Raw genomic sequence first — 23,967 nt, forward strand, 5'->3', positions numbered from 1 at the left:
CGGGACTCCCTGCGTACGGCCATGAAGATCCGCGGCATGACGGGGAAGTGGAAGGCCATGTGGCATTCGTCGCCGCCGGAGGGGAAGTCGCCGAAATAGTCGACGACGTCCTCGGGCCACTGGTTCGCCTCCGCCAGCAACACCGTGTCCGGATACTGGGAGTCGATCTCCTTGCGCACCCTTTTCAGGAACATGTGCGTGGCGGGGAGATTCTCGCAGTCGGTTCCCTCGACCTGGTACAGGTACGGCACCGCGTCGAGGCGGAACCCGTCGATGCCGAGATCCAGCCAGAAGCGGAGGGCCGCGAGGATCTCTTCCTGGACGGCGGGGTTCTCGTAGTTGAGGTCGGGCTGGTGGGAGAAGAAGCGGTGCCAGTAGTACTGCTTGCGGACCGGGTCGAAGGTCCAGTTGGAGGCCTCGGTGTCGACGAAGATGATCCGGGCGTCCTCGTACTGCTTGTCGTCGTCGGCCCAGACGTAGTAGTCGCCGTAGGGTCCGTCGGGGTTGGTGCGGGATTCCTGGAACCACGGGTGCTGGTCGCTGGTGTGGTTCATGACGAAGTCGATGATGACGCGCATGCCGCGCTGGTGGGCGGCGTCGACGAATTCGACGAAGTCGGCGAGGTCACCGAATTCGGGCAGGACGGCGGTGTAGTCGGAGACGTCGTAGCCGCCGTCCCTGAGGGGTGATTTGAAGAACGGGGGCAGCCACAGGCAGTCGACGCCCAGCCATTGCAGGTAGTCGAGTTTCGCGGTGAGGCCCTTGAGGTCGCCGATGCCGTCGCCGTTGCTGTCCTGGAAGGAGCGGACCAGGACTTCGTAGAAGACGGCGCGTTTGAACCAGTCGGGGTCGCGGTCCCTGGCCGGGGTGTCCTCGAAAGTGTCCGGGACGGGCTCGTTGACGATCATGTGGTGGGTGACCCTCCGATCCGCGGTGAGGTGTCGACGGCGAGCACATGCGCACCGCCCGGCCCCAGTCGCACGAAGTCGGCCCTGCCCCAGTGGTAGGTCTCGCCGGTGAGCTCGTCGCGCACCGGCACGGACTCGTGCCAGTCCAGGCCGAGTCGCGGCATGTCCAACGAGACCGTCGCCTCCTGGGTGTGGTGGGGGTCAAGGTTGGCCACCACCACGACCGTGTCGTCGTCCGAGCGCTTGCTGTAGGCGATCAGGGCCTCGTTGTCGGTCTGGTGGAAGTGCAGGTTCCGTAGCGCGTGCAGGGCCTTGTGGCGCCGTCTGATCCGGTTCAGCTCCGTGATCAGCGGTGCGATCGTGCGGCCCTCGCGCGCGGCCGACTCCCAGTCACGTGGACGCAGTTCGTACTTCTCGGAGTTCCGGTACTCCTCGCTGGCGGGCCCGACCGGAGCGTTCTCGCACAGCTCGTACCCGGCGTAGACCCCCCACGAGGGCGAGAGGGTGGCGGCGAGCACGGCGCGTACTTCGAAGGCGGGCCGACCGCCCCGCTGGAGATGGCCGGGCAGGATGTCGGGGGTGTTCACGAAGAGGTTGGGACGCATGAAGGCGGCCGTCGCGCTCGACAGTTCGGTGAGGTAGTCGGTGAGCTCCTGCTTGGTGTTGCGCCAGGTGAAGTAGGTGTACGACTGCTGGAAGCCGACCGCCGCGAGCGTGTGCATGATCGCGGGCCGGGTGAACGCCTCGGCGAGGAAGATCACGTCAGGGTCGGTGCGGTTGATGTCCGCGATGACCCGCTCCCAGAAGACGACCGGCTTGGTGTGCGGGTTGTCGACGCGGAAGATCCGCACGCCGTGGTCCATCCAGTGGCGCAGCACCCGCAGCGTCTCCTGGACCAGCCCCGGCATGTCCTGGTCGAAGGCGATCGGATAGATGTCCTGGTACTTCTTCGGCGGATTCTCCGCGTACGCGATCGACCCGTCGGCCCGGTGGTGGAACCACTCGGGATGCTTCTGCACCCACGGGTGGTCCGGCGAGCACTGGAGTGCGAAGTCGAGCGCGACCTCGAGCCGCAGTTCCGTGGCCCGGCGCACGAACGCGTCGAAGTCCTCGATCGTGCCGAGATCCGGGTGGATCGCGTCGTGGCCGCCCTCGGGAGAACCGATCGCCCAGGGCACGCCGACATCCCGACGGCTCGCCGACAGGCTGTTGTTGGGGCCCTTGCGGAAGGTGGTCCCGATGGGGTGGACCGGCGGGAGGTACACGACGTCGAAGCCCATCCCGGCGATGGCGGGCAGGCGTTCGGCGGCGCTGCGGAACGTGCCGTGCACCGACGGGTCCAGCTGTCCGCTCTCCGAACGCGGGAAGAACTCGTACCAGGCGCCGTACAACGCCCGCTTCCGTTCCACGAGCAGGGGCATCGGCACCGAGCGGGAGACCCGTTCGCGCAGGGGGTGTGCGGTGAGCACCGCGGTCGCTTCCGGGGTCAGGGCGGCGGTGAGACGAGCCGTGGGCCGCCGGGAGTCGTCGCGCAGGGCGTGCGCCGCGGCGCGTACGACCGCTTGGCCGGCCGGGTCCGGTACCGCGTCCGCGGCCCGCTCGTACAGCGCGGCGCCCTCCTCCAGGACCAGACCGGCGTCGATCCCGGCCGGGACCTTGATGGCGGCGGTGTGGCGCCAGGCGGCCACCGGATCGCTCCAGGCCTCCACCAGACAGGTCCAGTGGCCCACGGATTCCGGTGTGACCTCGGCGCCCCAGCGGTCGGTGCCCGGGGCGAGTTCACGCATCGGGGCGCGCGGGCCGGGCCGGCCGCTCTGGTCGCACAGGACGACCTCCGCGCCGAGCACATCCCGGCCCTCGCCGAAGACGGTGGCGGTGACCTCGAAGGTCTCCCCGACGACCGCCTTGGCGGGGCGCCGGCCGTGCTCGACGACCGGCTGGACGTCCACGATCGGGATACGGCCGATCGGGTCACGGCCATGGGCCGGGTGTGCCTCCATGTTTCGCCTCCGCCGTCCTCGCGCCCTGCCCCCTCGGTTCAGAGCTGCACCGAAATTTCCCGACACCACGGTCCGTCTCAGGGACGCCTGCCGACCGCTCGACCCGCTCCCCGCCCCTGAGACCCCTGGGAGAGCTGAGAGCCCCGCGCGCTGTGTGTCACCGTCATCGACGACAGCGCGGCAGCCGGTGCCTCGTCCCGCAGATAGTGCTCGGCGGCGTCCACCGCCTCCCGCGCGCAGCGCTTCCCCATCAGCACGCACAGGGTGTACCCCGTGTTCTCGAAGTTGCCCCGCACCGTGCGGTCGGCGGGGGCCATGAGCAACAGGCGTTCCCAGGCCCGGTATTGCTCCAGATGCCTGGCGACCTCGGCTTTGGCAGGAAGCAGCATGGGCCGGTCACCTTTCCACTCTCGCGACTGCGCACGGGACACCCGGCTGATGCCGGACGGCCGTGCACGGAAGGGCACCGACCCACTACGGAGGGCGGTGCCCTCACTCATGGTGCCTGCGCGGGCACTCAGCGTCTTGTTGGCTCTTCAACCACATGGGCTCGGGCTCTCGTGTTGCACGAACGGAGTAGCACTCGCACTCTGGGACTGACTCAAAAGCGATCAGTGCTCACGCTTCGTGATCGGGGCTCGGTCCGAGAAGGGCGAGGAGAGGCGAGAGCTTCGCCGTGAGGAGCCAACGAAGATGAAACCTGCAGTGCCCTGCTACTACCACCTCGACGTGGAGGTCAGCCCGGAGCGGGTTGGCCAGGTCAAGCGCATATTGGGGGCCCATCTCCGGTACTGGAACCTGGATACGCTCGTCGATTCCGTCTGCCACTGTGCGGAAGCGCTGCTGCACACGATCGACCGGCACGCGACGGACAAGAACACCACCATCGAGATGTGGTGGAACGGTTCCCACCTCATCACCGCGGTCTCCGACAACGACCAGGATCTCCGCCCGCACAACGAGCCCCAGGGCTGTCTGGCGCAGATCGCCGCTCTCAGCGACGGCTGGGGCTGCTGCGCCACCGGCGCCGGCGGCAAGATCATCTGGTTCTCCTGGCGGGCCCGTGCTGCCGAGCATGCGCCGCTGGTCCCGGCCACGCCCATGCCCAGTCTGCGGGAGGCGCGCCGGACGCCGCGTCAGGTGGCGTTGCCGGAACCGGCGCTCGCGGTGTCGCGACATGACGCGGAGGCCGTGATCGCTGTGACGTGATCACGACGACCGAGGGGCGGGGGCCACCCGCCCCGGCGGTTGTGCAGAACAGGCGCGTCGGATCCATCGGAGGGAGACTGGAGTCAGGGCCCCGACACGGGTGCCCTGAAACCGGCCCCCAGGTGGGGGGAGGCGTATGTCCATCACGACGGCAGAGGCAGCGCGCCAGGAACTGACGGAATTCAAGGGACAGTTGGTCGCACCCGGCGACTCCGGGTACGACCAGGCACGTACCGTCTACAACGCGATGATCGACCGGCGGCCCGCCCTGGTGGCGAGGTGCGCCGGCGCCGAGGACGTCTCCCGCGTCATCGGCTTCGCGCGCGACCACGGCCTCCCGCTCGCCGTGCGGGGCGGCGGCCACCACGGGGCGGGCCTGGGGGTCTGCGACGACGGCGTGGTCCTCGACCTCTCACCGCTCAAGGACATCGAGGTCGATCCGGGGGCCCGCACGGTACGGGTCTCAGGCGGCTGTGTGTGGGGCGAGGTCGACCGTGCCACCCACGAGTACGGCCTGGCCATACCCGCCGGCATCATCTCCACGACGGGAGTCGCGGGCCTCACCCTGGGCGGCGGCATCGGGCATCTCACCCGCAAGTACGGGCTGACCGTCGACAATCTCCTGGCGGCCGACCTCGTCCTGGCGAGCGGCGAGCGCGTGCGCGCGAGCGACACGGAGAACACCGACCTGTTCTGGGCGATCCGCGGGGGCGGCGGCAACTTCGGAGTCGTCACCTCGTTCCTGTTCCGGCTGCGCGAGGTGAGCACCGTGGTCGCCGGCCCCACCTTCTGGCCCGCCGAAGTCGGCGCCGAAGTCCTCACCGTCTACCGCGACTTCCTCCCGGACGCCCCCCGTGAACTGAACGCCTTCTTCCTGTTCGGCTCCGTGCCGCCCGGCCCGCCGTTCCCCGAGGAGATCCATCTGCGCAAGGTCTGCGGGGTCGTCTGGTGCCGTGTCGGGGACGACACCGACGCGGCGGCCGCGGAGATGGCACCCCTCCTCGACGCCGTACCCGAGCCACTGCTGCACGGAGCGGCGCCGATGCCGTACCCCGCGCTGCAGTCCGCGTTCGACGGGATCTACCCGCCCGGCGACCAGTGGTACTGGCGCGCGGACTTCGTCGACGAGATCCCCGACGAGGCGGTCGCGTCGCACCTCGGGTACGGCCCCGAACCGCCGACCTGGAAATCGACGATGCACCTGTACCCGATCGACGGCGCCGTCCACGACATCGCACCGGCGGACACCGCCTGGAGCTACCGGAACGCGCGCTGGGCGACCGTGTACGCGGGCGTGGACTCCGATCCGGCCGGCGCCGAGCGCGTCAAACGGTGGAGCGTCGACTACTCCGACGCCCTGCACCCGTACTCCGCGGGCGGGGCCTACGTGAACATGATGATGGACGAGGGCCAGGAGCGCGTACGGGCCAGCTACCGCGACAACTACGCCCGCCTGACCCGTATCAAGGCCGACCGCGACCCGGACAACCTGTTCCGCCTCAACCAGAACATCCGACCGGCGCCGCGCGCCTGATCACGGTTTGAGGGCCACCCCGCCGTGCACGTCCGTGGGTTCCGGTGCGGTGCCGGGCTCCGGGCGCCACCGGGGGCAGGAGACGATGCCGGGTTCGATCAGCTCCAGGCCCTCGTAGTACGCGGTGATCTGCTCCGGGCTGCGCAGCACGTAGGGGACGGCGCCCGTGTCGTCGTAACCCTGCTGGGCCTGCTTGAGCGCGGCGTCGGTATCGGTGCTGTCGTAGTGCACGAAGTAGCTGCCGGAGGGCAGGGCGGCCTGGAGGGTGTGGACGATCGACTTGGCCTCCTCGTAGTCCTGGATGTGACCGAGGATGCCCATGAGCATCAGGGCGACGGGCCGGTCGAAGTCCAGGATCCGGCTCGCCGCCTCGACGATCTTCTCGGGCTCGTGCAGATCCGCGTCGATGTAGTTGGTGACGCCCTCGGGGGTGCTGGTCAGCAGTGCCTGGGCGTGACGCAGCACCAGGGGGTCGTTGTCCACGTAGACGATGCGCGACTCGGGGGCCACCCGCTGGGCGACCTGGTGGGTGTTGTCGTACGAGGGCAGGCCGGTGCCGATGTCCAGGAACTGGCGGATGCCGAGCTCACCGGCGACGAAGGTCACGGTCCTGATCAGGTACTCGCGGGAGGCCCGGGCCATCGTCTCGATGTTCGGCGCCACCTCGCGGTAGGCGTCACCCGCGATCCGGTCGACCTCGTAGTTGTCCTTCCCGCCCATCCAGTAGTTCCAGATGCGGGCCGAGTGCGGCACCGTGGTGTCGATCTTGGACAACGCCTCTTGGTCGGGGTTGGGCCGGCCGTCTGCCATGGATGTCTCCTGCCTCCGTCACGCGGTCTGTCAATAACCTATCGTCAACTGCCTGTCACACGGCCTGAGTTGATGGTGCGGGCAGGCGGGGCCGCGGATGGGGTGGCCGAGGTCCTTGGCCTCCAGGGTCACCACAGGGACATGCTGGGCGAGGGTGTGCAGCGCCCGCTCGTACGCGTCGACCGCCTCCGTGTCGTCCGTCTCGCCGGTCACGTGGACGAGGGCCCCGTCGCGTTCCGCCACCGCTTCGGCGAAGTCGAGGGCCTGGATCCAGGTCACCCGGGAGCGTCCGCGGCGCAGCGGTCCGTAGACCAGCTCGTGGACGAGACTGCCGTCGACGGCCAACCGGCCCGACGCGGCGAGGAGTTCGCGGTACGGCTGGGTGGGGTCCACATGATGGAGGGGGCCGCGGCAGAGCCGGACCAGGAATCCGTGCCGGGCCAGCTCGGCGATCAGGGCGCTTCTGCCGATTCCGTCCGGACCGTCGACGACCAGGGTCCGGCACCGGGCGAGGGCCTGGCCGAGGATCACCCCCGCACCTCGCGACAAGGACCGGTGCGCATACCGCTCCCTCCGGGACGACCGATTCCCTCAGTGTGAACGGACGACCCGCACGGCGGGAGTGGGCGTGCGGGTTGTCCGGTTGTGCGGGCGTAGTGGTGGTGCGGGTGTGGTGACGGTGCGGCTTCGGTGGTTGCCCGAGGAGCGGAGGGCTCTCCCGGCCTCAGGCGGTCGGTGAGCGCGTCAGGCGACGAGGAAGTCGGCCTGGCCGGACTTCGCGCCTTCGAGGAACGAGATCATCTCGTCCCGGGTGTACACCAGCGCGGGCCCGTCCGGGTCCGTGGACTGGCGGAAGGCCACACTGCCGTCGGGCAGCCGCTTGGCCTCGACGCAACTCCCGCCGTTCGTACCGCTCCAGGGCTTCTCCCAGCCCTCGGTGCCCAGGTCGACGGCCGGCATGCCACTGTAAATGGGGTCCTTGAATCCCATGGATCACAACTCCTTACGCAATTCAGCCAGGATGGCCCTGGTCCGAGCGACCGGTTCCGCCTGTACGGACATCCGGTCCAGTACTTCGAGATAGGTGACGACGTCGCCGGGCCGGTCGACATAGACCGCGCCGGCGAGGCTTTCCGTGTAGATGACGTCGGGCAGTTCGGAGAAGCCGAAGCGGAAGTGGTGGAACGGGCCGAAGGCGCCGGGGTGTGCCCCCACCCCGAAGCGCATGACCTGGATCCGGACCTTCGGCATGTCCAGGACCTCGTGCAGCCGGTCGATCTGGGCCCGCATCACCTCGGCCCCGCCCACCGGGCGGCGCAGCACCGTCTCGTCGAGGACGGCCCAGATGGCGGGCGCGTCCGGCTTGGCGAGCAGGTCCTGCCGTCTGGTCCGCAGGGCGACACGACGGGCGACGTCCTCCTTCGACTCGTTGGGGAAGCCCACGCGCATGAGCGCGGTGGCGTAGTCGTTCGTCTGCAACAGGCCCGGAACGTAGTGGGGTTCGTAGAGACGGATGACGCTGGCTTCGCTCTCCAGGCTCACGTAGGCGCTGAACCACTCGGGCAGCACGTCGCGGTACTTGTACCACCAGCCCGGCTGATTGGCCTCCCGGGCCAGCGCGAGGAAGTCGTCGATCTCCGTCGCCGGCACCCCGTAGGTGCGCAGCAACTCCTTCACATAGGGGATCCGGAGGCCGACCTCGGCCTTCTCGATCCGGCGGACCGTCAGTGGAGTGACCTCGATCGCCCGTGCCGCCTCCTCGAACGACACTCCCGCCTGTTCCCTCAGCTGCTTCAGCCGCTTGCCGAGGACCATCCGCAGGACCGTGGGTGCGCTGCCGCCCGAGCGGTTGTCACTCACGTCCTACCTCCCGGTACGGCTGTATCACAGCGTGCAGTGTGCCACGCGGTCGTTGACAGAGACAGGGTGATGCGGATCGTTCTGAAATTATCAGAACGCCGGTTGCGTGTTGAGCCTGTCGGCGACCATAGTGATCGAGTGACCTGTCGCACAGTCCCTGGCGACATACGTTCAACTGTGCTGTGCCGTAACGAAATTGATGGACCGGCAGATACGGGCGCAGCCGTACGCACCGTGATGCGAGACCTGGGTGGCCACCGTGACCGACGGACAATCAAGGAGCGCAGGCAAAGGCCCCGGCGGGGCCAACTCGGCGCTGGCGGTCGCCCTCAAGGAAGCCGGTTGCTCCTACGCCTCCCTCGCCCTCAGGGTCAACGAACTGGGCCGCCGCCAAGGCGTGGACTCCAACTACGACAAGGCGTCGGTCACCCGCTGGCTCCAGGGCCAGCAACCGCGGGGCACCACACCGGAGTTGATCGCCGCCGTACTCTCCGGACGGCTCGGCCGCGCCGTGTCGCCCCCGGACCTCGGCTTCCACTCCGATCAGCAGCGCCCGGTCGCGGGCCGGGCCCTGGTCTATGGCGAAGACGTGGCGGAAACCCTGCACACCCTGGCCGAGCTGGGCTCCACCGACATCTCCCGCCGCAGTCTCCTCGGCTCGGTGCCCTTCGTCGCCGCCGCGCTGACGAATCCCCAACGTGAGTGGCTGTTGTGGCTGTTGGAGCAGCAGGAGGCCTTCCGTCCGACGGTGGCGGCGAGCGGCGGGCCCGTCGAGCAGGTGCACGCGATGATCGCCATGTTCGACCAGATGGACAACCACTACGGCGGTGGCGGGGTGCGCACCAGCATCGTGCACTACCTCTCCACCGAGGTCGTCCCCATGCTCCAGCGCCGCGGCACCCCGCCGCAGCTGCAACGGCAGTTGTACGCCGCAGCCGCGCGCCTCGCCGCGATGGCCGGCTGGAGCTCGTACGACGCGGGGGAGTACGGGCTCGCGCAGCGGTACATGACCCAGGGGCTGCGCCTGTGCGCCGAGGGACGCGACCGGGTGCTGGGCGGCCAGATCCTGGCCGGGCTCTCCCATCTGGCCACCAACCTCGGCCGCCCCGACGAGGGGGTGGCGCTGGCCCGGGCCGGAGTCGCCACCGCCAAGGGGGCGGGCAGCCCACTCGGACTGATGCGCCTGTACGCCATGGCGGCACGCGGACATGCCGCACAGGGACACTCGTGCGACACCTCGGAGGCGCTGCGCCTGGCGGAAGGGCAACTGGACATGAGCCGGGGCCCCGACCAGGAATCCGTCTGGGTGCGCTACCTCGACCACCACTATCTCCAGGCCGAGGCCGCCCTGTGCTTCCGTGACCTGGGGCTCGCCGCCCAGGCCGAACGTACGGCGACCGAGTCGCTGAGCGCGAACGCCGACCGGCGCAGACGCCAGGCCATCAGCCGCTCGGTGCTCGCGACCGCGCATCTCCAGCAGGACCGGCTCGACGAGGCCGTCGGCACGGCCACCGAGGCGCTGGACACCCTCAGCACCGTGCACAGTGAGCGGTCGATCCAGGCCCTGCGTGACTTCCGTACCCGTCTGGGGTCACGCCGCCACGAGCCGATGGTGCAGGAGTTCGAGCGCAGGTCCCGTGCGGTGCTGGGGGCGGTCGCATGACGCGGAGCGCGGCGGTCGGTCCGGTGGGTGACGTGGCGGGAGGGGTCGCTGGGAGGGGAAGGGCCCCTGAGTCGGGAGCGGTCCCTCGGGCGGGCAGGGTCCCTGAGACAGGAACGGTCGGCTCAGTAGCCGTCCGGCGAGGGGGCGTTCTGGGCGCGGTCGACGGGGAGGTGCGCACCGGAGATACCGCTCGACCAGTCGGACAGCAGAAACGCCACCACCCGGGCGACCTCCTGCGGAGCGACCGGCGCTCCGCTCGGAAGCTCCTTCGCCACGAATCCCGCGTACGCCTCGGGGTCCTCCCGGCGCATCCGGTCCCAGCGCCTGCCCGGGATGAGCATCGACCCGGGGGAGACGGCGTTCACCCGGATTCCGTCCGGCCCCAGTTCACGGGCGAGCGAGGCGGCCAACTGGATCTGGGCGGACTTCGCCACCCCGTACTGGACGGGCGGCCCGGGCTTCCAGCCGGAGATCGACGAGATCACCACGACCGATCCGCCCCCGGCGGCCCGGAGATGCGGCACCGCGGCGCGGACCAGGCGCGCGGCATGGCCGACGTTCACTTCCCAGGTCGCCGCCCAGTCCTCGGCGTCGGTCTCCTCGAAGCGGCCGCCGCGCGAACCGCCCGCACAGGCCACCACCCCGTCGAGCCCGCCGAAACGATTCGCCATGGCCGCGACGAACTCCTCCAGGCGCTCCGGCTCGGTGACGTCCAGCGCCTGGGTGAACAGCGGGGAGTCCAGCGATGCCGCCAGCGCCGCCAGATCGCCCGCGCCGCGCGCGCAGGTCGCCACCCGGGCCCCTTCGGCGGCGAGCAGCCGCACGATCTGCTCGCCGAGACCCCGCGTTCCACCGGTGACCAGCACGCGCTTGCCGCGCACCCCCGACCACCCGGTGGGATCGTCTGGGCGCACCGGTGTCCGGCTCCCGCTCACGTTCCTCACCTGATCGAACATACATCCCATGTCACTACGTCCCTGCAACCGGACAACCCCGATACCCCCTGGTCGGCGCGGGGCCGTGCCCTGTTGGCTGCACGGGCAGCCACCGAGTACATCCCCCACCCGCGCTGCAACGAAGGAGAACCGATGACGGCATCCAGGGCTCAGCGCCGCGGGCCGTCGCCCTCACCGCGGCGCGACGCCGACGTGCTGCCCAGAACACACCCCAGCCTGGTGCGGACGACGGTCCCCGCCCAACCCTCGCGCGCGGCCGGCGTGCGGGACATGGTCGCCGAGCACCTCACCCCTCTGCGCCTGCCCTCCGAGTGCCTCGACAACGCTGTCCTCGCCACGGACGAGCTGTTCGCCAACGCGGTCAGACACGGCAGTCCCGGCCCCCGCGACACGATCACCGTCACCCTGGAACACATCGGGCACGAGCTGCGGGTGACGGTCGCCGACCGTTCGTCCGCCCTGCCGCGACCGCGCGACACGGGCGGCGCCGAGGAGTCGGGACGCGGACTGGCCATCGTGGCCGCTCTGACGGACGACTGGGGCATCGCACCGGCCGACCCCGGCACCACGGGCAAGAAGGTGTGGTTCACCCTGGCGCTGCGGGGCATGCCATGAACCGATTACCGGGGCACCAGACGGTCGGCACGCCGACGGAACCGGACGGAGCACCGGTGGAGCCGGGGCCCGCGTCCGCGGGGATCCTCCCGGCACTCGCCGCCGCGCTCGCCCGGGAACTCTCGCGCCGGGCCGACGAGGAGCGGCACCTGATGCGGCAGGCGCGGACGAACCCCACCCCACAGGTCCGGCGCGGCCTCGTCGCATGCCGCAGGACCAATGCCGACGCCCTCGGGACGATCGTCCGCCGACACGGCTGGCCGGCCGCGGACCTGGTCGGCGCGCCCGCCTCGACCGCGGCCCTGATGATCCTGCTGCACGCCCCGGACCTCGACTTCCAGCTCCGTTGCCGTGACCTGATCGCCCAGGCCACCGCGGACGGCCGCTGCCCCGGCCCGCACCACGCCTACATCGCCGATCACTGCGCGGTCGAACTGGGCCAGCCCCAGTTCTACGGCACCCGGGTCGACCCCGCGACCCTCCGCCCGTATCCGATCAGGCGGCCCGAGACCCTCGAGGAGCGGCGCCGCGACGTCGGCCTCGGCCCCCTCGACGAGCAGATGCGGACGCTGCGCCGCGGCGCCTGAGAACGTGATGTGCAGCACGCACGGAAATGTCCCCCGGATGGCAAGGACACGGGTTCTGGCTGGGCACGGCTTGATCGCCGATCAAGGAGGGCAAAAACGCTGGCCACGGTGCGTTCCGCCCATTTGACACCCCGTTGAGGGCACAGATAGGAAACAGCTCTCTGAGGTGGAGAGGTGGACCGTGCACGAACCGAACGTGGTCGGGGACTGGCAGGAGTACGACGAGCACGCCGGCCTGCGCGTCCGCGTCCATGGGGTGGAGCGGGCGGAGCCGCCGCGCGGACGCGACGACGCCGCCGAGGGGCTGACCTACTTCCGATGCCGGGTGACCGTCGAGAACCGTGGTGGCGAGCACTTCGGCATCCATCTCGAGGACGGCCAGATGGACATCCGGGTCGGCCCCGACGGCGAGAGCGCCTTCCTGGACTGGCGGAACTCCCAGTTCATCGAGGGCTACGACGTCTACCCCCTGCGCCGGGCCACCGCGGTCCTCTTCGCCGCGGGCCCGGACGCCTCGCTGCCCCGGGTGGACATCCAGATCCAGCTGAAGGTCGACGACGAGTGGACCGACCGGTACCTGTGGGTCGGCGGCATCGACCTCTACGAGGGTTCGGTCGACGCCGCCGCCCGCTCCGACTCGGCGCGGGACAGCCTCGCCTGTCAGGTGAGCAACTTCCTGCGGGGGGAAGCGGGATCGTGACCCGCCCCCCCCGAGCCACTGATCAGGCCGTACGGCGTTCCGTCGTCCAGTGGAGCAGGCCCAGCACCGACAGAGCGGCGCCCAGGACGGTGACCGCGCTCCAGCCGGCCGCGTGGTAGGCGATCGAGCCGAGCTGGGAGCCGAGCGCGCCGCCGACGAAGAAGATCGCGATGAACGCGCTGTTGAGGCGGGCGCGGGCGTTCGGGTTGAGCTGGTAGATGGTGTGCTGACCGAGGATCAGGGTGGACTGCACGGCCGTGTCGATCAGGATCGCGGCCAGGGCGATCAGGGTGATGTGGGACTGACCGAAGCCCGCGAGCGCGAAGGCCAGGGCCGCGACGGCGAAGGCGATCCCGGTCATGGGACGGACGAGCCCGCGGTCGGCCCAGTGACCGGCGAACGGGGCGACGGCCGCACCGGCCGCGCCGACGAGCGCGAAGAGGCCGACGCCGATGGGGGAGTAGTGGAAGTGGGGGCCGGTCAGGACGTACGACACGGTGGTCCAGAACGCGCTGAACGCACCGAACATCGCCGCCTGGTAGAGGCCCCGGCGCAGCAACACGGGGTGGTGGCGCACCAGTTGGAGCGTGGAGCGCAGGACATGGGCGTACGGCATGGTCGTGGTCGGCGCGTGCTGCGGCAGGGCCGCGCGCAGGGCCAGGGCCAGCAGGGCCATCAACGCGGCGGAGCCGAGGTACACCACCCGCCAGCCCGCCACGTCGGAGACCAGGCTGCTGAGGGTACGGGAGAGCAGGATGCCGGTGAGCAGGCCGCTCATCACCCGTCCGACGATCCGGCCACGGGCGTGGTCGGGGGCGAGACTCGCCGCGAAGGGGATCAGTATCTGGGCGACGACCGAGGTGCCTCCGCTGATCAGGGAGGCGATCAGCAGCATGGGGAAGTTGGTGGCGAGACCCGCGGCGACCAGGGCGAGCGTGGTGACCGTCAGGAGCACGCTGATCAGTCCGCGCTTCTCCAGCCGGTCGCCGAGCGGGACGAGGAAGAGCATGCCCAGGACATAGCCGACCTGGGTGAGGGTGATGAGTCCGCCGGCCGCCGCCGTGCCGACATGGAACACGTCGCGCAGCGAGGACAGCAGGGGCTGGGCGTAGTACAGGTTGGCGACCGTCATGCCGGAGGCGACGGCGAAGAGGGCGACCAGCCAGCCCGGCACGCCATGCGCCGCCTGCGCGGTGGCGGTCTGGCCCGGTGACTTGAGGACGGGGGACGACTTGGACACGGACACAGGCACCTTCTCGGGAAGGGAACCGGTGGAGCAGTTCGGGAAACGCCGGGTGGTGGTCGAGCGGCCTCGTTGCCGCTCGCACGGTTTCCTCAGCGCCCGAGAAGCCTCCGTGCTTCCCCTGCCGTGGCGATGATTACGAATGTCAGTCATCTCCGGACGAGATGGGCTGAGCGAGCGAGCTGAGAGATCGAGCCGAGGGATGAGCCACTTCGTCCCTCCGTCGCCTCTCAGGCCACGCCCGTCAGGCCATGTGCCGCAGCAGGGCCGCGACCGCCGGGGGCGCCTCCCCGCGCGGCTGGACCACCATGACCTTCCAGCTCGGCGCGTGCCGGTCGAACCGGTGCTTGTGCAGGTCGGGGAAGCGGTCGGCGATCGAGAGGGGCATGACGCACACACCGAGGTCGGCGCGGACGAGTTCCGACGCCGCGACGATGTCGTTCACCTCGAAGGTCGACTCGCGCTCGACGGCGGCAGCACGGAACGCCCGGTCGACGGCGAGGCGGATCGCCCAGCCGGGCGTGAAGTCCACCAGCGGCAGCCGGGCCGCTTCGGCGAGCGTGACCCTCCCGTCGGGCGCGGCCCCGCCCAGGACCCGGCCCGGCGCGGACACCAGCACCATCTCCTCCCGGGCGAGCAGCCGGGTCGCAAGACCGCGCTGCTGCTGACGGTCGAGGGCGACCACCGCCAGATCCACCGTGCCCTCGCGCAACGCCTGGCGGATGTCGGTCACGGCCCCCTGCCGCAGCCGCACCACCACGCCCGGATGCTCCGCGCGCAGCGCGGCCAGCGGGCGGTGCAGGTCGGCCCACACTCCCTGCATGGTGCCGATCGTCACCCGTCCGCGCAGCTGTCCCCGCGCGGCGTCGACCGCCGACCGCGCCTGTTCGGCGGCCCGCAACGTCGCCCGCGCGGCCGGTACGAAGGCCTCGCCCGCCGATGTCAGCGACACCCGGTGCGTGGTGCGGTCGAACAGCGGGGTCCCGAGCTCCCGCTCCAGCGCGCGCACGGTGCTCGACACGGCGGACTGCACCACGTGCAGCCGCTGCGCCGCGGCGGTGAACCCGCCCTCCTCGGCCACCGCGACGACGACCTCCATCTGCCGCAGATCCATGTCCTCTCCCGATGCCCCGGTTCATCTCTCGTGGAGATCCTGCTCCTCCTGGGCTATCACAGGACGGGGCGGGGCGGCCTCCCGGCGTGGTGCGGTGTCAAGGGGTGGGGGTGTGGCGGTGACGAGGCCGGTCTGGTAGGCGATGACGACGAGTTGGGCGCGGTCGCGGGCGCCGAGTTTGGTCATGGCGCGGTGGACGTGGGTGCGGACGGTGAGGGGGCTGACGGTGAGTTGGTCGGCGATCTCGCTGTTGGAGTGACCTTCGGCGGCGAGTGCCATGACTTCGCGTTCGCGGGCGGTGAGGGTGGTGAGGGCTTCGGGGGGTGCGAGCGGGGCGTTGGGGGTGGGGGTGGTGAGGAAGCGGGTGATGAGGGTGCGGGTGGCTTGGGGGGAGAGGAGGGTGTCGCCGGCGGCGACGGTGCGGATGGCGTCGAGGAGGGCGTCGGCGCCGACGTCTTTGCCGAGGAAGCCGCTGGCTCCGGCGCGGAGGGCCTGGGCGACGTATTCGTCGATTTCGAAGGTGGTGAGGATGAGGACGCGGGTGGCGTCGAGGTGGGGGTCGGCGCAGATGGTGGCGGTGGCGGTGAGGCCGTCGGTGTGGGGCATGCGGATGTCCATGAGGACGACGTCGGGTTGGTGGATGCGGGCGAGGTCGACGGCTTCTTTGCCGTTGGTGGCTTCGTCGACGACTTCGAGGTCGGGGCAGGAGTCGATCAGGATCCGGAAGGTCGCCCGGAGCAGGGCCTGATCGTCGGCGAGCAGCACACTGATGGTCATGGGGTGCGGTCCTCTTCCGGGGCGGGTGTGTACAGCGGCAGATCCGTGGTGACCTCGAAGCCGCCCTCGGCCCGGTGATCGGCCTTGAGTCGGCCACCCACGGACAGGGCGCGCTCACGCATGCCGATGAGTCCGAAACCGTGGCCCGGAGCCGGGTCGGCGGTCACCGTGGTCTCCCCCTCGTCGGTGACCGTGATGGTCAGCCGGTTGTGGGAGTAGACGAGCCGCACGTGTGCGGTGTCCGAGGCGGCGTGCTTGGTGACGTTGGTCAGCGCTTCCTGAATGATGCGGAAGGCGGTCAGGTCCACTCCCGGTGACAGCAGACATGCCGCGCCCTCGGTGGTGACGTCGACCTTGAGCCCGGCGGTCGCGAACGCGGCCGTGAGTTCCGAGAGCTGGTCCAGGCCCGGGGACGGTTCCAGCGGCGCGTCGGGGTCGTCGGTCTGGCGCAACAGTCCGACGGTGGCCTTGAGTTCGCGCAGCGCCGATGCGGTGGTGCCGGCGAGGTCGTCGAGGATCTTCTGCACCTGCTGGGGATGGGTGCGCGCGAGATGGGCGGCCGTCCCGGCCTGCGCGTTGGCCAGCGCAAGGTGGTGGGCGACGACGTCGTGCAGCTCACGGGCTATGCGCATGCGCTCCTCGGCCACCCGGTGCCGCGCCTCCTCCTCACGGGTACGCTCGGCGATCTCCGCGCGGGCGTGCACGGCCTCCAGGTAGTCGGCCCGCAGCCGGGTCGCGGTGCCCCAGGTGATGGGCACCAGCACCCAGAAGACGGGGCCGACCGTCTCGAGGACGAGGGACAGCGGATGGTGATAGGAGTCGACGAGCAGCGCGGTGGTGACCAGCAGCGCGGCGGTGCCGGCCAGGCCGACGCGCGCGGTCCTGCGGTCGGTCTGGACGGCCAGCCAGTACAGCGCGGCCATGAGCGGTGCCAGCAGCAGGGGAGTGATCAGATAGCCCAGAGCGCTGGCGGCGTTGGCGGCGGCCGCGGTCACCGCCACCACCGTGAGCGGGTACCTGCGGTGCCACATCAGGGCCAGGGCACCGATGCCGCCCAGGAGCACACCCGGCCACGGGGCGATGTGTCGGCCGATGGGTTCCCCGCTGGTCCAGGTGCTGCCGAGAGCGGCGGCGGCGAACAGCAGCAGAACGACCGCCACCCGCAGGACGCGGGGGTGGTCCTTGGCGAACCGCTGCCAGCTGGTGTTCATCGGGAGGGTTTCCTGTCGGGTGCTGTGACCATGGTGAACCTTTTCAGCTTGCCTGAGCAGGAACGTCCCGTCGTCATGTGTGTGCCGACTCTCCCGGCTACTGAGAACGCAGTATCAGACGACCGGTATGCCCTACCTGAGCATGACGAGCGGACCGCCGCGCACGCCCGCCGCGCACGGGGACGCCGGTGCGAACGTGGGCGTAGGTCTAAGCGGGTCGGGTGAAGTCCGCTGCGGTTCGGCAGCGCCGTGAAGGGGCGCGGGGAACTGCGCGACCATCCACGAGGGCGCCGCAGACGATCGACGGCACATCCCGGCACTTCCAGCGGAGCGCTTAGGCGTCGGTCACCAGGATGAGGTCGAGGAAACGGTTCAGCGGTTCGATGATGTCGAGGCGCTGGTTGAGCAGCCACTGCGCCTGCAGTCCGTTGAGTACCGCCTGGAAAAGGGTCGCCGCACTGTCCGGACCGAGACCCTCTCGCAGCTTCCCCTGCGCCTCCAGCTCCCTCAGGCGTCGAGTGACGTGGATGCGGCTGCGCTCGTACCGGTCGACGAAGTAACCGTGCGCGGGGTGGTCCGGCCGAGAGGCGGCCGCCGCCAGCTCCAGCCACAGACGCATCAGCTCAGGGGTCTTCTGGTGGCGCACCAGCAGAGTGCCGAGGTAGGGCGCGAGCGCTTCGAGGCTGTCGACCTGGGCCACGCCCTCCTCCCACTCCTCGGTGTCGCGCTGGGCGAGTACCTCGGCGAGCAGTTCGTCCTTGCTGCGGAAATGGTGCAGGAGACCGGCGTGGGTGATGCCGGCCCGCTCGGCGATGTCGCGGAGCGAGGCCCGGGCGTATCCGCGCTCGGCGAAGCTGTCGCGCGCCGCGCGCACGATCTCCGCTCGCCGGGCTGGTGTCTTCGCGTACGGGCCACGTGCCTTCCCCTGATCCACCAGCGCATCGTAGCGCTGTGTGAGCGCTTGCTATGCGGACGGCATTCGGACGAGGGGATTGCTTGACGTGGGCAAGTGTATTGGAACTTACTTGAGTCAGGCAAGCAGTGCTACCTTGGTGGCATGCCCGCACCAGTGCAACGAGCGCCCGCCTCGGACGACGTGATCGAGATCGAGCGAGCCCTCGATCGCATCTCCTGCCTGAACAGCCGGGTCCGTCAGCACGATCGCCTGATGGCCATGGCCGGACTGCGGTTGGACCGTGCCGCAGTGGCACTGCTGCGACAGCTGGCCGACTCCGATCCCCTGCGTCCTGGTGAGCTGGCGGCCCGGCTGGAGGTGGAGGCGTCCCACATCACCCGGCAGGTGCGGCAACTGCAGAAGGCGGGCTATGTGAACCGCGCGCCCGACCCCGACGACCGGCGGGCTCAGCGCATCGAGCTGACCCCGGCCGGACGGGACGCGATCGACCGGATCCGTGCGACGAGCTCGCGGGGCATGCGGATGGCGTTGGCGGAGTGGACACCGGGGGAGCTGCGGCGCCTTGCGACGCTGTTCCTCGGGATGGTCGACGACTTCCTCGCGCATGCCACCGAGGGCGAGGAGAGCGGGGGCCGGGCCCTCGGGCGGTGCGGGCGGGGGCGGAGGGTGACGTGGTCGGAGTGATGCCGCGGAGGTATCGCCTTTGAGGGGGTGGGGCGTGGCCGCCCGTCGAGGGAGCCTCCGTGAACTCCAGCCCGTGGGTGAGCGCCTGGTCGTCCGTCCGTGCGACCCGGCCGGGTATGTCGGCAGACGGTCATGCGGACGTCGTGACGCACTGACCGTGAGGTCGACCGTGTGAAGTCGTGAAGTCGTGATGCTCCAGCTCTGCACGAATGGTCGTTCCGGGGATGGGAACATGAGTGAGAAGCGGTCGCCGGCCCGCGGTGACGGGCAACACGTCCTGGTCGTCGTCGAGGACGCCGAGACCACCGAACTGCTCGCGACGACCATGGAGTTGGCGGGCTATCGGGTCAGTACGGTGAGCACCGGCGCCGAGGCCATGGTGCGCCTCGTCGAGCACCGCTTCGACCTGGTCGTCCTCGACGTGACCCTGCCCGATCTGCAGGGCCTCTCCCGCGGGAGCCGCTTCACGCCCGCCGATCGCCCCCCGGTGCTCTTCCTGACCGCCTATCAGACCCTGGGTCGACTCGTCCCCGAACTCGGTGCCGGCAGGGAGGACTACGTCACCAAGCCGTTCCGGATCGCCGAGGTCCTCGCGCGGGCCGAGGTGCTGCTGCGCGACCGCGGTCCCGCACGGGAAGGACCGTCCTACGGAGACCCGGTCCTCGACGACGACACCTGTCAGGCCTGGCGCGGCCAACGGGAGATCGACCTCACCCCCGCGGAGTACCGACTGCTGCGGCATCTGCTGGTCAACGCCGAGCGGGTGCTGTCCAAGGAGCAGATCTGCCGTCATGTGTGGGGCGAAGGTCGTGCCGACAACGCGATCGAGAAGCTCGTCTCCCGTCTGCGGCACAAGGTGGACCAGGAAGGTCCCGTGCTGATCCACACCCGGAGGGGCTTCGGGTACTGGCTCGGCCACTGACCTCGCCCGCGATGGTGATCTGCGTCACGTCAGCTTGTGGTCAGGAAACTGACCGGAGGGTGTCAGTCCGGTCCGGTTGCCTATGCGTACTGGCCTTTCCGTCGTTCTTCGTTCTCCGTCCCTGCGGAGCCCCCCACCGAGGAGTGCCATGGCTGCGCCCTCGGTGCCGGCGCCGGTGGAGCCGTGTGACCCGAAGCCGGTCGCGAAGGTTCGCATCTGGGACGAGGGCACTCCGACACGGGTTCTTCCCTTGCGACTGCGACTGCGACCGCGCGCCGACCTGTACTGGCCTGTACCGACCGAAAGGAAAAGATCATGCGTGTGGAACTGGACGAACCGAAGTGCGTCGCGTCCGGGCAGTGCGTGATGGCTTCGCCCGAGGTGTTCGACCAGCGGGAGGACGACGGCGTCGCGATCCTGCTGGCGGAGGAGCCCGGCGCCGAGCTGCTCGACGGCGTGCGTGAGGCCGTCGCGATCTGCCCGGCCGCGGCGATCCGGCTGGTCGAGAAGTGAGGCGGATCCTGGTCGTCGGCGCCTCGGCCGCCGGGCTCGCGGCGGCCGAGACGCTGCGCCGGGAGGGGTACGACGGCATCCTCACCCTCGTCGGTGCGGAGGCCCACCTGCCCTACGACCGTCCACCGCTGTCCAAGCAGATCCTCTCCGGCGAGTGGAGCCCGGAGCGGTTGCCGCTGCGCGCCCGTGCCGATCTCGACGCCCTCGACCTCGACCTGCGTCTGGGGCACGCCGCGACCGGCCTGGACCTCGCCGGGCGCGCGGTACTGCTGGCCGACGGGGCGCGACTGCCGTACGACGGCCTGGTCGTGGCGACCGGCGTACGGCCGCGCAGGCTTCCCGGCGAGGGGGACACGCATGTGCTGCGCACCCTGGACGACGCGCTGGCCCTCAGGGACCGGCTGGGACCCGGGCGGCGACTCGTGGTCGTCGGCGCGGGGTTCCTCGGCGCGGAGGCCGCCGCCGTGGCGCGGGGGCTGGGCACGGAGGTCACGCTTCTCGAGCCGGCGACGGTTCCGCTGGCCCACGCGGTCGGTGAGCAGGTGGGACGGGTCCTGTCGGGGGCCCATCTAGAGCACGGCGTGGACCTGCGCACCGGGGTCGGTGTGGCCGAGGTGTCCGACACCGGCGTACGGCTCACGGACGGGGAACTGGTCGCGGCCGACGAGGTGTTGGTGGCGATCGGTTCGCTGCCGAACACCGAGTGGCTGGAGGGCAGCGGCCTGAAGGTGGCCGACGGGCTCGTGTGCGACGAGTACAGTGCCGCCGCGCCAGGTGTGTACGGGGCCGGGGACGTGGCCCGCTGGCACAATCCGCTGTTCGGTACGTCGATGCGGATCGAGCACCGGACCAACGCCGCCGAGCAGGGCATGGCCGCCGCCCGCAATCTGCTCCGTCCGGACGCGCGCAAACCGTTCGCGCCGGTGCCGTACTTCTGGTCGGACCAGTACGACATGAAGGTGCAGGCGTTCGGTCATCTGCGCGGACACGACGAAGTCGCCGTGGTGGAAGGCGAGTTGGCCGCACGTCGGTTCGTGGTCGCCTACCGTACCGGTGACCGTCTGGTGGGGGCCCTGGCGATCGGCATGCCGCCCAAGGCGATCCGCGGCTGGCGCCAGGCCGTGGCCACCGGCGTGTCATGGCACGAGGCCGTCGACGCGCCGCCGCCCTCCGGGGCCTCGGCCCGCCGGACGTAGGTCACGGCGCCGAGGATCCCGTAACGGCCGACGGCCGGTGTGTCGTTGTCGCTCAGCGGCTCACCCGAGCCGGGCCACGATGTGCGGAAGGTCGGCCGTCGAGCGGATCCCGGGGGGCGCCTCGCACAGCACCGGTACGGCGTTGACGGCGCGGTTCGCCGTGTACGAGGGCGATATGGCGGCCATCCGGTCGAGGGGCACCGGGAAGCGCAGGTCGATGTCGAGCGGTGCGTCGCCGTCGACCGTGACGTGCCAGCCGGTGGCGCGGACGTCCCAGGCGCGGTCGAGGTCGGTGGTGCAGTACCAGGTGGCGCGGAAGCGCAGCAGCGGTCGGCCGCCGCGCAGTCCCGAGACCGTGATCCGCTGGGCGGCCACGGTGCCCGGCCGCAGGGTGCCCGCCGCGATGTGGACCGGGCGGAGCGCGGTCGCGACCTCCCCCTCGGCCTCCACCGAGTCGAGCGGGATCGAGAGCGTGTCGGCGACCATGTGCAGCGACGGACCGAAGCTGTCGCGGACCACGGACAGCCGGCGCTCGTCGTACTCGGCTGGGGGCTTGCCGAACCCCATCACGTCGAAGAGGAGTCCGGGCGAGTCGCGCTGGGAGAGATCGGCGAACTCCTCGATCGTCAGGCCGTCGAGCCGCCGTTGGATCGAGCTCAGGGCGAGGGGCAGCGCCTCCGTGATGAACCCCGGGCTGCTGCCGGTGCTGTGGATCGAGGACTTGCCGCTCTCGCACGCGGCCTCGACCCGCTCGCGCACCGTGGGGTCGAGACTGGCGGCGCGATGGAACTCGCCGCGCGTCGTCACGACGTTCGCGCCCGAGGCCAGCAGCCGGCACACCTCGTCCATGTCGCAGGCGCGGGGCGTGTAGAGGACACAGTCGGCGCCGAGCGCCACGATCTCGTCGATGTCGTGGGTGGCGATCACACCCGTCGGGCCCAGGCCGCACAGCTCGCCCGCGTCACGTCCCGCCTTGTCCGGCGTGTGCGCGTACAGCCCGGCCAGCGTCAGGTCCGGATGTTCGAGGACCGCCCGCAGCGCGCGTGAGCCGATGTTGCCGCTGGCCCATTGGACGACCCGGTAGTGAGGCCTGGCGTCCGTCCGTACGGTCATGGGAACCCCCTGATCCTCCGGCACAATGGTGAGAACCATACTCTCCGAGGTGGAGAATGGAACTCCCCGTGTGGGAGGCCAGGGGGTTGGGGGCCCGTGTTACGCGGAGGCGGACCTGCCCGCCGTGGCCGGAACGCCCGAGATGCCGCCCAGGCAGAACTGCCAGACCTCCTCGGAGGTCACCGGGTGGGCGTGGCTGTCGGCGGGGACGCCGTGGGCCTGCGAGGCGAACATGACGGTCTGCATGACGAGGGCGGCCTGGCGGCGGGGTTTCCCGCCGGCGATGAGACCCGCCTCGGCGGCCTGCTCGATGATCTCGGTGAAGACCGTGAGCAGCGGGATGTGGGCGGTCGCCACCTGCTCGGGGTGCTTGACCAGCAGTTGCAGAGCGAAGTCGTTGAACAGCGGGCGCTGGACGCCGGGGCTGGGATGCGACTGCTCGTAGAGCGTCTCGACGGCGATCCGCAGGCGCTGCAGCGGGTCGCTCTCGGTGGCCGCCGCCTCGCGGACCTTGGCGGCGCCCATCGAGAGGGCGTCCTCGAACAGGGCGAGGAGCAGCTCGTGTTTGCCGTCGAAGTGCTGGTAGAAGCTGCGCAGAGACTGCTTCGAGCGGTCGACGACCTCCTGGACGGTGAAGTCGGTCGTGCCCTTCTCGACGATCAACTCCTGTGCCGAGTCCAGGAAGCGCTGCACGCGTTGCTCGGCGCGAAGCTTCGCGGCACGGGTCGATCGCTCTACGGCGCGCTGGCGCCACGCTGGTTCTTCGGGGACTGCGGTCACTTGCAGAACGATACTCCACTTCAGTGGGAATAAGTTGGGGCGCCCTACCGAATCGCGCATCACAGGTTGCGAGACTCTTACTTGCATTCACTGAGAATGATATTCTCACCGCATGCATCTGGGATGGCAGGCGAAGCCGGGGGACGCCGTCGCGATCCGTATGCCCAGCGGCGCTGCCTTCCTGGAAGTCGCCAGGGCCGGCCCGATGGGCGACCCCGCCGCCGAGTGTCTGGAGCTGATCGAGCGTCACCGGGTCACGCACGCACCGTTCGCCCCCACCCTGTTCGTCCGCATGCTGAAGCTTCCCGCCGCGCGGCGCGCCCGTGACCTGAGCAGCCCACACGTGGTCCTGCACGGCGCAGCGCCCTGCCCGGTGGGGTCACCATCTCCCCGCAGGAGGCCGAGGACGCCCTGGTCGTGCACCCCGGGGGTGGCCGACGTCGCGGTGATCGGGGTCCCGGACCCCGAGGGGGGCGAACGGGTCCTCGCGGTGGTCCAGCCGGCCGCAGCCGACGTGAGTGCCGACGAGCTGCTCGCGTACTGCCGGGAGCGTCTCGCCCCGTACAAGCGCACGCGCGCCGTCGACTTCGTCCTCAGTCTGCCCAGGGACCCCAGCGGCACGTTGCGCATGGGGCCTGCTCCGGGAGACGTACTGG

25 protein-coding genes and 1 pseudogene are annotated in these 23,967 nt (G+C 70.3%); 11 read left to right on the forward strand and 15 right to left on the reverse strand.

Features of this window, described 5'->3' with window-relative positions:
- The 3 genes from ACZ7M2_RS27070 to ACZ7M2_RS27080 all read right to left on the reverse strand — a co-directional run.
- On the reverse strand, positions 1-908 hold a 908-nt coding region (locus ACZ7M2_RS27070), incomplete at its 3' end, for an alpha-amylase family glycosyl hydrolase (RefSeq protein WP_471597482.1).
- The gene (locus tag ACZ7M2_RS27075) at positions 905-2,908 is read right to left on the reverse strand and encodes an alpha-1,4-glucan--maltose-1-phosphate maltosyltransferase (RefSeq protein ID WP_471597483.1); all 2,004 of its coding nucleotides are present in this window, start codon (positions 2,906-2,908) and stop codon (positions 905-907) included. The genes ACZ7M2_RS27075 and ACZ7M2_RS27070, both read right to left, overlap by 4 nt.
- A gap of 77 nt (positions 2,909-2,985) precedes the next feature.
- The gene (locus ACZ7M2_RS27080) at positions 2,986-3,297 is read right to left on the reverse strand and encodes a DUF5133 domain-containing protein (protein ID WP_471597484.1); all 312 of its coding nucleotides are present in this window, start codon (positions 3,295-3,297) and stop codon (positions 2,986-2,988) included.
- Between the two features lie 304 nt (positions 3,298-3,601).
- Here ACZ7M2_RS27080 and ACZ7M2_RS27085 point away from each other — a divergent pair, with 304 nt between their 5' ends.
- Complete coding sequence (locus ACZ7M2_RS27085) at positions 3,602-4,117, forward strand: pep a2 (protein ID WP_352053320.1); 516 nt, start codon at positions 3,602-3,604, stop codon at positions 4,115-4,117.
- A 136-nt stretch (positions 4,118-4,253) separates the two neighbouring features.
- Positions 4,254-5,651: an FAD-binding oxidoreductase gene (locus ACZ7M2_RS27090; protein WP_471597485.1), complete on the forward strand. Its 1,398-nt coding sequence runs from the start codon at positions 4,254-4,256 to the stop codon at positions 5,649-5,651.
- Here ACZ7M2_RS27090 and ACZ7M2_RS27095 read toward each other — a convergent pair whose 3' ends face one another.
- From ACZ7M2_RS27095 to ACZ7M2_RS27110, 4 genes are all read right to left on the reverse strand, one after another.
- Entirely contained in the window at positions 5,652-6,461 is an 810-nt protein-coding gene (locus tag ACZ7M2_RS27095) for an SAM-dependent methyltransferase (protein ID WP_471597486.1), read from the reverse strand.
- Positions 6,462-6,491: 30 nt separating this feature from the next.
- On the reverse strand, positions 6,492-6,992 hold the full coding sequence (locus ACZ7M2_RS27100) for a hypothetical protein (RefSeq protein ID WP_471597487.1): 501 nt from the start codon (positions 6,990-6,992) through the stop codon (positions 6,492-6,494).
- 213 nt (positions 6,993-7,205) lie between these two features.
- Positions 7,206-7,451 carry a DUF397 domain-containing protein gene (locus tag ACZ7M2_RS27105; RefSeq protein ID WP_352053324.1) on the reverse strand — a complete coding sequence of 82 codons (246 nt, stop codon included), beginning with the start codon at positions 7,449-7,451 and terminating at the stop codon, positions 7,206-7,208.
- Between the two features lie 3 nt (positions 7,452-7,454).
- The gene (locus ACZ7M2_RS27110) at positions 7,455-8,276 is read right to left on the reverse strand and encodes a helix-turn-helix domain-containing protein (RefSeq protein WP_434097731.1); all 822 of its coding nucleotides are present in this window, start codon (positions 8,274-8,276) and stop codon (positions 7,455-7,457) included.
- 295 nt (positions 8,277-8,571) lie between these two features.
- Between ACZ7M2_RS27110 and ACZ7M2_RS27115 the strand changes: the two genes are divergently transcribed.
- Positions 8,572-9,984 carry a hypothetical protein gene (locus tag ACZ7M2_RS27115; RefSeq protein ID WP_471597488.1) on the forward strand — a complete coding sequence of 471 codons (1,413 nt, stop codon included), beginning with the start codon at positions 8,572-8,574 and terminating at the stop codon, positions 9,982-9,984.
- A gap of 122 nt (positions 9,985-10,106) precedes the next feature.
- Here ACZ7M2_RS27115 and ACZ7M2_RS27120 read toward each other — a convergent pair whose 3' ends face one another.
- Positions 10,107-10,898, reverse strand: coding sequence for an SDR family NAD(P)-dependent oxidoreductase (locus tag ACZ7M2_RS27120; RefSeq protein ID WP_471597489.1), 792 nt, complete (start codon positions 10,896-10,898; stop codon positions 10,107-10,109).
- A 174-nt stretch (positions 10,899-11,072) separates the two neighbouring features.
- Between ACZ7M2_RS27120 and ACZ7M2_RS27125 the strand changes: the two genes are divergently transcribed.
- The 3 genes from ACZ7M2_RS27125 to ACZ7M2_RS27135 all read left to right on the forward strand — a co-directional run bounded on the left by ACZ7M2_RS27125 (position 11,073) and on the right by ACZ7M2_RS27135 (position 12,842).
- Complete coding sequence (locus ACZ7M2_RS27125; protein ID WP_471597490.1) at positions 11,073-11,555, forward strand: ATP-binding protein; 483 nt, start codon at positions 11,073-11,075, stop codon at positions 11,553-11,555.
- A complete protein-coding gene (locus tag ACZ7M2_RS27130; RefSeq protein ID WP_352053328.1) occupies positions 11,552-12,142 on the forward strand; it encodes a DUF6624 domain-containing protein in 591 nt (196 codons plus the stop codon). The genes ACZ7M2_RS27125 and ACZ7M2_RS27130 overlap by 4 nt, the downstream gene beginning before the upstream one ends.
- 181 nt (positions 12,143-12,323) lie before the next feature.
- The gene (locus tag ACZ7M2_RS27135) at positions 12,324-12,842 is read left to right on the forward strand and encodes a hypothetical protein (protein ID WP_099925902.1); all 519 of its coding nucleotides are present in this window, start codon (positions 12,324-12,326) and stop codon (positions 12,840-12,842) included.
- Positions 12,843-12,864: 22 nt separating this feature from the next.
- Here ACZ7M2_RS27135 and ACZ7M2_RS27140 read toward each other — a convergent pair whose 3' ends face one another.
- The 5 genes from ACZ7M2_RS27140 to ACZ7M2_RS27160 form a co-directional block, all read right to left on the reverse strand.
- Positions 12,865-14,016, reverse strand: a complete 1,152-nt coding sequence (locus tag ACZ7M2_RS27140; protein ID WP_471597818.1) for an MFS transporter — start codon at positions 14,014-14,016, stop codon at positions 12,865-12,867.
- A 313-nt stretch (positions 14,017-14,329) separates the two neighbouring features.
- Positions 14,330-15,199, reverse strand: a complete 870-nt coding sequence (locus ACZ7M2_RS27145; protein ID WP_471597491.1) for a LysR family transcriptional regulator — start codon at positions 15,197-15,199, stop codon at positions 14,330-14,332.
- Positions 15,200-15,220: 21 nt separating this feature from the next.
- Positions 15,221-15,976 carry a response regulator transcription factor gene (locus ACZ7M2_RS27150; RefSeq protein ID WP_471597492.1) on the reverse strand — a complete coding sequence of 252 codons (756 nt, stop codon included), beginning with the start codon at positions 15,974-15,976 and terminating at the stop codon, positions 15,221-15,223.
- Entirely contained in the window at positions 15,973-17,187 is a 1,215-nt protein-coding gene (locus ACZ7M2_RS27155; protein WP_471597493.1) for a sensor histidine kinase, read from the reverse strand. The genes ACZ7M2_RS27150 and ACZ7M2_RS27155 overlap by 4 nt, the downstream gene beginning before the upstream one ends.
- Before the next feature lie 334 nt (positions 17,188-17,521).
- Positions 17,522-18,121 carry a TetR/AcrR family transcriptional regulator gene (locus tag ACZ7M2_RS27160; RefSeq protein ID WP_471597494.1) on the reverse strand — a complete coding sequence of 200 codons (600 nt, stop codon included), beginning with the start codon at positions 18,119-18,121 and terminating at the stop codon, positions 17,522-17,524.
- A gap of 123 nt (positions 18,122-18,244) precedes the next feature.
- Between ACZ7M2_RS27160 and ACZ7M2_RS27165 the strand changes: the two genes are divergently transcribed.
- The 4 genes from ACZ7M2_RS27165 to ACZ7M2_RS27180 all read left to right on the forward strand — a co-directional run bounded on the left by ACZ7M2_RS27165 (position 18,245) and on the right by ACZ7M2_RS27180 (position 21,418).
- Positions 18,245-18,787 (forward strand): MarR family winged helix-turn-helix transcriptional regulator, encoded by a 543-nt coding sequence (locus ACZ7M2_RS27165; RefSeq protein ID WP_471597495.1) that lies wholly within the window; start codon positions 18,245-18,247, stop codon positions 18,785-18,787.
- Between the two features lie 232 nt (positions 18,788-19,019).
- Positions 19,020-19,709: a response regulator transcription factor gene (locus tag ACZ7M2_RS27170; RefSeq protein ID WP_471597496.1), complete on the forward strand. Its 690-nt coding sequence runs from the start codon at positions 19,020-19,022 to the stop codon at positions 19,707-19,709.
- A gap of 315 nt (positions 19,710-20,024) precedes the next feature.
- Positions 20,025-20,222, forward strand: coding sequence for a ferredoxin (locus tag ACZ7M2_RS27175; protein WP_054235675.1), 198 nt, complete (start codon positions 20,025-20,027; stop codon positions 20,220-20,222).
- The gene (locus ACZ7M2_RS27180) at positions 20,219-21,418 is read left to right on the forward strand and encodes an NAD(P)/FAD-dependent oxidoreductase (RefSeq protein ID WP_471597497.1); all 1,200 of its coding nucleotides are present in this window, start codon (positions 20,219-20,221) and stop codon (positions 21,416-21,418) included. The genes ACZ7M2_RS27175 and ACZ7M2_RS27180 overlap by 4 nt, the downstream gene beginning before the upstream one ends.
- Positions 21,419-21,478: 60 nt before the next feature.
- Here ACZ7M2_RS27180 and ACZ7M2_RS27185 read toward each other — a convergent pair whose 3' ends face one another.
- Positions 21,479-22,531 (reverse strand): NAD(P)H-dependent amine dehydrogenase family protein, encoded by a 1,053-nt coding sequence (locus ACZ7M2_RS27185; RefSeq protein WP_471597498.1) that lies wholly within the window; start codon positions 22,529-22,531, stop codon positions 21,479-21,481.
- Positions 22,532-22,630: 99 nt separating this feature from the next.
- Complete coding sequence (locus ACZ7M2_RS27190) at positions 22,631-23,311, reverse strand: TetR/AcrR family transcriptional regulator (protein WP_079174160.1); 681 nt, start codon at positions 23,309-23,311, stop codon at positions 22,631-22,633.
- A gap of 292 nt (positions 23,312-23,603) precedes the next feature.
- Between ACZ7M2_RS27190 and ACZ7M2_RS27195 the strand changes: the two are divergent.
- A pseudogene (locus ACZ7M2_RS27195) lies at positions 23,604-23,918 on the forward strand (AMP-binding enzyme); the annotation flags it as partial.
- Positions 23,919-23,967 lie beyond the last annotated feature (49 nt).

The sequence above is a fragment of the Streptomyces sp. NPDC111507 genome, assembly GCF_055638955.1.

Bases quoted from the DNA above. Each gene is read 5' to 3' on its own strand.
- ACZ7M2_RS27075 (WP_471597483.1), bottom strand. From the start codon at position 2,908: ATGGAGGCACACCCGGCCCATGGCCGTGACCCGATCGGCCGTATCCCG.
- ACZ7M2_RS27185 (WP_471597498.1), bottom strand. From the start codon at position 22,531: ATGACCGTACGGACGGACGCCAGGCCTCACTACCGGGTCGTCCAATGG.
- ACZ7M2_RS27170 (WP_471597496.1), top strand. From the start codon at position 19,020: ATGAGTGAGAAGCGGTCGCCGGCCCGCGGTGACGGGCAACACGTCCTG.
- ACZ7M2_RS27145 (WP_471597491.1), bottom strand. From the start codon at position 15,199: ATGGATCTGCGGCAGATGGAGGTCGTCGTCGCGGTGGCCGAGGAGGGC.
- ACZ7M2_RS27110 (WP_434097731.1), bottom strand. From the start codon at position 8,276: ATGGTCCTCGGCAAGCGGCTGAAGCAGCTGAGGGAACAGGCGGGAGTG.
- ACZ7M2_RS27095 (WP_471597486.1), bottom strand. From the start codon at position 6,461: ATGGCAGACGGCCGGCCCAACCCCGACCAAGAGGCGTTGTCCAAGATC.
- ACZ7M2_RS27080 (WP_471597484.1), bottom strand. From the start codon at position 3,297: ATGCTGCTTCCTGCCAAAGCCGAGGTCGCCAGGCATCTGGAGCAATAC.
- ACZ7M2_RS27175 (WP_054235675.1), top strand. From the start codon at position 20,025: ATGCGTGTGGAACTGGACGAACCGAAGTGCGTCGCGTCCGGGCAGTGC.
- ACZ7M2_RS27130 (WP_352053328.1), top strand. From the start codon at position 11,552: ATGAACCGATTACCGGGGCACCAGACGGTCGGCACGCCGACGGAACCG.
- ACZ7M2_RS27125 (WP_471597490.1), top strand. From the start codon at position 11,073: ATGACGGCATCCAGGGCTCAGCGCCGCGGGCCGTCGCCCTCACCGCGG.
- ACZ7M2_RS27155 (WP_471597493.1), bottom strand. From the start codon at position 17,187: ATGAACACCAGCTGGCAGCGGTTCGCCAAGGACCACCCCCGCGTCCTG.
- ACZ7M2_RS27165 (WP_471597495.1), top strand. From the start codon at position 18,245: ATGCCCGCACCAGTGCAACGAGCGCCCGCCTCGGACGACGTGATCGAG.
- ACZ7M2_RS27150 (WP_471597492.1), bottom strand. From the start codon at position 15,976: ATGACCATCAGTGTGCTGCTCGCCGACGATCAGGCCCTGCTCCGGGCG.
- ACZ7M2_RS27085 (WP_352053320.1), top strand. From the start codon at position 3,602: ATGAAACCTGCAGTGCCCTGCTACTACCACCTCGACGTGGAGGTCAGC.
- ACZ7M2_RS27105 (WP_352053324.1), bottom strand. From the start codon at position 7,451: ATGGGATTCAAGGACCCCATTTACAGTGGCATGCCGGCCGTCGACCTG.
- ACZ7M2_RS27090 (WP_471597485.1), top strand. From the start codon at position 4,254: ATGTCCATCACGACGGCAGAGGCAGCGCGCCAGGAACTGACGGAATTC.